Source organism: Lysinibacillus sp. NPDC056959, assembly GCF_042674095.1.
Lineage (GTDB): Bacteria > Bacillota > Bacilli > Bacillales_A > Planococcaceae > Lysinibacillus > Lysinibacillus zambalensis.
Genome location: NZ_JBHURE010000007.1, coordinates 198,009 through 204,988 on the forward strand (window position 1 = coordinate 198,009; position 6,980 = coordinate 204,988).

Below are 6,980 nucleotides of genomic sequence, written 5' to 3' on the forward strand. Positions count from 1 at the left end.
AAAACGTCTACTTTTGCAGTAGACGTTTAAATTTCACCTGTACACCATGTTCATCGGCTTTTGTTAAGATAATTTGATGCTCTGGAAATTGATTTTTCATCGCATTTACAAAATTTTGCTCAATAGCAGTAGGGATGATAGAAATCATTGTTGGTCCCGCCCCACTTAAAGCTGTTCCAAATGCCCCATTAGCTTTAGCGGATGCACGGATTTCTTTATATTGCGGGATTAATTGGGCACGGAAAGGTTCATGAAATAAATCAGCTTCCATATAACGACCTGCATGCTCATAATCACGAACCATTAATGAAGCTGCTAGCATATTTGCATTTGCAGAGGCTCTCACTGCGTATGCACGGTCAAATTGCTCTGGTAAAACAGAACGAGCTTCACTTGTTTTTAGTTCGACATCTGGTACATACACAACAAAGGAAGCTTCTATATCATTAACATGAAATGTATCAACAACGCCATTTTCATCCATTGAGGAAATTGTTAATCCTCCTAATACCGAGGCTGTTGCATTGTCTGGATGCCCTTCGATTTGTGAGGATAAATCGAGTTTATCCTGTACAGTTAAACCTAAATCACATACTTGGTTAGCTAGTTCAATTCCTGCAACGATGACAGCTGCACTACTCCCCAAACCGCGGGCTAATGGAAGTTCACTTGCCATTTCAACACGGCAGGCAGGTAGCTGCTTACCGTATTGATCTGCAATTTTTTTAGCAATCACGTATAGTAAGTGCTCTTCTAGCTCAAACTCTTTAGGACCATTATCATCGAGGTGAATAATGTCCCATCTATCCTGTAAAGACACGGTTAACTTTAAGTAAAGAGACAAGCCAAGCCCTATTGAATCAAAGCCGGAGCCTAGATTGGCAGTGCTCCCAGGAACTGAGATTTGCCACATGTTACTCATAGTACGCCCTCGATGTATTTTCGAATTTCTTCCTCATCATTTTTAAGTGAGACAACATCTACAGTCGAGATATTCATAGCAGTATCAGGATCTTTTAAGCCATTACCAGTGAAAATCGTAACAACTTTAGAGCCCTTTGTAATTTTGCCATTTTCAACTGATTTAATAACGCCTGCTAATGATGCAGCTGAACCTGGCTCAACGAAAATTCCTTCAGTGCCTGCAATTAATTTGTAAGCAGCTAAAATTTCTTCGTCTGTAACCGAGTCAATAATTCCACCTGACTCATCGCGAGCTGCTTCTGCAAATTTCCAGCTTGCGGGATTACCTATACGAATAGCTGTTGCCACTGTCTCAGGATTAGCAATAGGTTCACCGTTTACAATTGCTGCTGCACCTTCAGCTTCAAAGCCGAACATCTTAGGTAAGCCAGAGCCTTTTGCTGCATCATATTCTTTAAAGCCCTTCCAGTACGCAGTAATGTTACCTGCGTTACCAACGGGGATGCAAAGATAATCTGGAGCAGCTCCTAAAGCATCTACAATTTCAAATGATGCTGTTTTTTGCCCCTCGATGCGGTATGGATTTACAGAGTTTACAAGTGCCACTGGAGTTGTTTCACTTACTTGACGAACGATATTTAAAGCATCATCAAAATTACCGTCGATTTCGATAATTTTTGCACCATACATTGTCGCTTGGGCTAGCTTACCTAGGGCAACTTTCCCTTTAGGAATCACGACTATGGATTGGATTCCAGCACGTGTTGCATAAGCTGCAGCTGCAGCTGAAGTGTTACCTGTTGAAGCACAAATAACGCATTTGCTACCTTCTTCAATTGCCTTTGCAACGGCAAACACCATGCCTCGGTCTTTAAATGAACCTGTTGGATTTGCACCTTCGATTTTTCCGTAAAGTTCAATGCCAAGTTTCTTAGATAAATTTACTAAATGTATAAGAGGCGTATTGCCTTCGTTTAAAGTTAGAGCAGGTGTACTTTCTGTTACGGGTAAAAATTGTTTATATTCCTCGATTAGGCCTTTCCACATAACGTTACGATCTCCTTTTGTTCTTATAGGAAGAACAGTTGTTTTTGTATAAAAGACATTTTAACGCAAATGGCCCTATGTTTTCAATAGAATTTGAGAAATTGTCGAAACAATTCGGTAATTTGAATTTTTACTTGTCACTTTCTTGAAATAACTGTATAGTAAACTTGCGATGTAAAGTCAAGTGTAAAGACAGGTGGTTGGAATGACGACAAATACTGTAACAACAAATAAGGTTCAACAATCTATTTCTCGTAATAAGCTTTTAGGGGTAGCAGGCGTTGGCTGGCTTTTCGATGCTATGGATGTAGGGATATTATCATTCGTTATTGCGGCGTTAGCAGTTGAATGGGGATTAACACCAAGTCAAGCAGGTTGGATAGGTAGCATCAATTCAATCGGGATGGCTGTAGGAGCTCTTATTTTCGGTGTGCTTGCCGATAAAGTAGGACGTAAGCAAATTTTTATGTGGACGCTCGTTTTATTTTCGATTGCAAGTGGCTTATCGGCATTTACAACTACATTATTTGCTTTTATGGCACTACGCTTTTTAGTAGGCATGGGACTAGGGGGCGAATTGCCAGTCGCATCGACGCTAGTTTCTGAGAGTGTAGAAGCAAAGGAACGTGGGCGAGTGGTTGTTTTATTGGAAAGCTTCTGGGCAGCGGGGTGGTTAATCGCTGCACTGATTTCGTATTTTGTTATTCCAACATGGGGATGGCGTATAGCTTTATTGTTAACGGCAATTCCAGCAGTATATGCAATTTATCTTCGTTGGCACTTACCAGATTCACCTCAATTTGTAGTAAAGGCAGAGTCTAAAAAACGTAGTGTTGTGCAAAATATTCAAGAAGTATGGTCGAAAAAATACGTACGCTCGACACTTATGTTATGGGTATTATGGTTTACGGTTGTTTTCTCGTATTACGGTATGTTTTTATGGCTACCAAGTGTCATGGTTAGTAAAGGGTTCGATATGATTACGAGCTTTAAATATGTTCTCATTATGACGCTTGCACAGCTACCAGGTTATTTTACAGCTGCATGGTTTATAGAAAAATTTGGACGGAAGTTTGTACTTGTTTCCTATTTAATTGGTACAGCTGTAAGTGCTTTCATTTTTGGTAATGCCGAAACGATGGTAGTACTATTAACATCGGGAATGTTTTTATCATTCTTTAACTTAGGCGCATGGGGTGCACTCTATGCTTATACACCAGAGCAGTATCCAGCAATTATTCGTGGAACAGGTGCAGGAATGGCAGCAGCCGTTGGGCGTATCGGTGGCATCTTCGGCCCTTTGTTAGTAGGATATTTATTAACGGCAGGCTATGATATCGGCTTCATCTTCGCGATTTTCTGCGGAGCGATTATTATCGGAGTTGTTGGGGTAATTTTCTTAGGACAAGAAACAAAACAAATGGAATTAGATTAAAAAAATCATGTCTTGGATGGGCAATTGTCTAATCCAAGACATTTTTTGTAATTTTATTACATAAAAATTAAGGAATATTAATTTTTATTCAAATATTTTTAAAAATCTGTTAGAATCAATTCATCGAAAAACTTAAGGATAGAACAATTTTATTAAACTGTCACATTAGCAATTTAAAGTGTTGAAGATTTTTCAGAAAAGTCATTGTATTCAGATTGTAATCGTGATACTGTATTTTTAACCGAATTTAGAGTCAGTAAGAAACAATCTCCATTCGTGATAATTTCATTGAAAGAAAGGTTGTTAGAAATGAGTATTAATGAAGAAATAGAAAGTAGATTTGTTAGGCTGTCGAAGGGACAGCGTAAAGTTGCACAATTTGTTATGAACAATCCTACAGTTGTAATTAGTAATGGAGCAGCAGAAGTAGGGAGACAGGCTAATGTTAGTGAATCGACAGTGATTCGTTTTTGTTATGCGATGGATTTATCGGGTTATGTAGAGCTTCAAGACAAAATTAGAATCTATTTAATGAATCAAAATGGTCATGAGAGTCTTCAACTTACATATCCATCAACTAAGATTAATATTTCGAGTTTTGGTAAGGTCATGCAACGTGATATACAAAATATTCAAGATACGATTCATTTGATAAATGATCATACGCTCCAAAAAAGTTCTAAATGGATGCACGAAGCAGAGAACGTTTATATTTTAGGTACTCGTCAAGCTGCGTCCATTGCAAACTGGTTAGCGTATACAATGAAAACGTTACGTCCAAACGTGAAACAGCTTCGCTCAGAATCTGATGATCTTGTACAGCAAATTAACAGTATGAGTGATCAAACGACATTAATTGTTTTTTCATGGGACAAGCATTCAAACGACATTCAAACGATTGTAGAAATTGCTAAGAAGAAAAAGGCAAGGATTATCGCCATTACTGGTTCTGCGTTTTCTTCTATTCGGGAATATGCAAGTGCATTATTTACACTTGGTCTGAAAAAGCAATCTTCATTGGACGTTATTCCAGTATTGTTCTCTTTTTTACATGCGCTAATTGAGGAAATGGTCAGTCAGGACAAGGCACAATATGAGAAATATCAGCAATCCTATGAACAAGTAGAAAATAATTTGTTATTTTTAGATGCAGTAAGAGAAAAGCAAGTTTTCTAATCATTTTATAACGCTACACATAAAAAAAGATGTCCAAATAAGTTTTAGACATCCTTGAAAAAGAAGCTTATAAAATTTTGCTTAAACTATATTCGTTAATAAAGGTATCATTTAATTTAATTGCATTTTGTCGGATGCCTTCTTGCTGAAAACCTAATTTTTTGAACAAATTTAAAGCACATTCATTATGCTCCATGACAGATACTTCTAGGCGTGAAATATCTCGCTGTATAGACCAACGTTCTACTGCTTCCATCAGCGCTGAGCCGATACCTTGTCGCTGATGCTCCTCCTTAACAGCTAGATGAACTGTTGCAACATGTTTAGCTTTAGAATGTTTATATCCATGAATAACGGCATAGCCAGCAAAAATGCCATTTACTATACAACATAAAATCGTACGGTTCTTCAATTGTTTCCAATAGACCAAATCTTTTCGAAGTTGTTGAACTGTAAGGTCTAATTCGTTTTCCATATTATACATGAAGTCAGTTTGTTGGAAAATTTCTTCTTGCAAATGAATAAATGATCGGGCGTCAGATGCTTCAATTGCTCGAATTATGTATGCAGGTGGGTTATCGTCATTTGTAGAAACATTACTCGTAGTCTTCATTTGTGTACGCGAGAAAGTTACACTAGTACCGAGCTTAACATCCATGACATAATAGCCTGCATTTGTCCACGACAAATAGTGAGAGAGAGGGGGCTTTGTTTTTTTCCACCAGCTCCTATTTAAGTAAGCTGCATTTGGCAAGGCTTGTCCCATAATATTTTCGAGTTCGCTAAATGATAAAGTAATTTCTTGTTGTAAAGCTACTTCAAAATAATTTGCTAAAGGAATATACTTTTTTTCCATCTTCTTTGTCATTGTGATCCCCATTTCCTGTATATCCTAAAAAATATAGACTACCTGATAATAGCATAAAATTACGTTTTCATAAATATAAAAACACAACTTTATATCTATTTATAGTAAGTATTTTTTATAAACTATGTATTTTTATTATTAAATGTTATAAATAGGGTGTTATTAACAGATAAATATATTATATTTAATAATAATCTATAAATGTTATAAAAAGGGATTCTTTTATCTCCCTATGCTTTCCAGGTAGTCATACTTTTAGTCTTCTTTCCTGAGCTAATAAAGCCTGCCTCTAGCGTGTATAAGAAAAGTAAGTAATACATGATAATATGGTTATCCTAAAACGGGGGATTCCGGATGTATATTGGCAGTAGATCCTTTATAGATAAACTTTCACTTTATAACATGTTTGTTCATAAGGTATGATAAAATAAACTATAAATGTTATTGCCATTTAGGAGGAATTAATTTAATGAGTAAAGTTTTAGTTTTTGGTCATAAAAATCCAGATACAGACACAATTACATCTGCTATTGTATATGCATATTTAAAACAGCAAATTGGTGTTGATGCTGAAGCGGTACGCCTTGGTGAAGTAAATAATGAAACACAATTTGCTTTAGATAAATTTGGCTTTGAGGCACCTCGATTAATTTCATCAGTAGCTGGAGAAGCGGAGAAAGTAATCCTTGTAGACCACAATGAATTCCAACAATCTGCAGACGGAATCGAAGAAGTACAAATTACAGAAGTGATTGATCATCACCGTATTGCAAACTTCCAAACAGCTGACCCACTATACTACCGAGCTGAACCTGTAGGTTGTACTGCTACGATTTTAAATAAAATCTTCAAAGAACATGGCGTAGCAGTTCCTGCAAACATTGCTGGTTTAATGCTTTCGGCCATCGTTTCTGATACATTATTATTCAAATCTCCAACTTGCACTGAGCAAGATGTACAAGCTGGTGAAGAGCTAGCGAAAATTGCAGGTGTTGATGCCGCTGAATATGGATTAGCAATGCTTAAAGCAGGTGCTGATCTTTCAGATAAATCATTAGAAGATCTTTTATCATTAGATGCGAAAGAATTCCAATTCGGTGAATATAAATCTGTAGTGGCCCAAGTAAATGCTGTCGACATTAACGATGTACTTGGCCGCCAAGAGGAATTAGAAAATTTATTAAATAAAAATGTAGCAGAAAATGGTTTAGATTTATTCTTCTTTGTTGTAACGGATATTTTAAACAATGATTCAACTGCTGTTGCAATTGGACAAGTAGCAGAGGCTGCAGCAAAAGGATTTGGCGCAGAGCTTGTGAATAATCGCGTACTTTTACCGGGTGTTGTATCTCGTAAAAAACAAATCGTTCCAGTTTTAACTGATGCATTGAAATAATGGAAAAGAGGTTGCCTCGAAATAGGCAACCTCTTTTTTTATGTGCGCCCGGCATGCGTATGAACTATAGGGTGCAAGTCCCGAACCCCGAAGACAGAAGTAGAGGTTAGCTAAGAGCAAGGGTGTCCGTGGCG

General features: G+C 37.2%; 6 protein-coding genes. 3 read left to right on the forward strand and 3 right to left on the reverse strand.

The window, feature by feature from the left end:
* Positions 1 to 7: 7 nt before the first annotated feature.
* Positions 8 to 922 (reverse strand): homoserine kinase, encoded by a 915-nt coding sequence (thrB, locus tag ACFTQ7_RS11405; protein WP_386828814.1) that lies wholly within the window; start codon positions 920 to 922, stop codon positions 8 to 10.
* Positions 919 to 1,971: a threonine synthase gene (thrC, locus tag ACFTQ7_RS11410; RefSeq protein WP_386828815.1), complete on the reverse strand. Its 1,053-nt coding sequence runs from the start codon at positions 1,969 to 1,971 to the stop codon at positions 919 to 921. Before thrC ends, thrB begins: the two co-directional genes overlap by 4 nt.
* Before the next feature lie 205 nt (positions 1,972 to 2,176).
* On the opposite strand from thrC, the gene ACFTQ7_RS11415 reads away from it, so the two are divergent.
* Positions 2,177 to 3,406 carry an MFS transporter gene (locus tag ACFTQ7_RS11415; RefSeq protein ID WP_386828816.1) on the forward strand — a complete coding sequence of 410 codons (1,230 nt, stop codon included), beginning with the start codon at positions 2,177 to 2,179 and terminating at the stop codon, positions 3,404 to 3,406.
* Between the two features lie 309 nt (positions 3,407 to 3,715).
* Entirely contained in the window at positions 3,716 to 4,582 is an 867-nt protein-coding gene (locus ACFTQ7_RS11420; RefSeq protein ID WP_386828818.1) for a MurR/RpiR family transcriptional regulator, read from the forward strand.
* A gap of 67 nt (positions 4,583 to 4,649) precedes the next feature.
* Here ACFTQ7_RS11420 and ACFTQ7_RS11425 read toward each other — a convergent pair whose 3' ends face one another.
* Entirely contained in the window at positions 4,650 to 5,450 is an 801-nt protein-coding gene (locus ACFTQ7_RS11425; protein ID WP_349661740.1) for a GNAT family N-acetyltransferase, read from the reverse strand.
* A 469-nt stretch (positions 5,451 to 5,919) separates the two neighbouring features.
* Between ACFTQ7_RS11425 and ACFTQ7_RS11430 the strand changes: the two genes are divergently transcribed.
* Positions 5,920 to 6,846: a manganese-dependent inorganic pyrophosphatase gene (locus ACFTQ7_RS11430; RefSeq protein WP_386828820.1), complete on the forward strand. Its 927-nt coding sequence runs from the start codon at positions 5,920 to 5,922 to the stop codon at positions 6,844 to 6,846.
* Positions 6,847 to 6,980 lie beyond the last annotated feature (134 nt).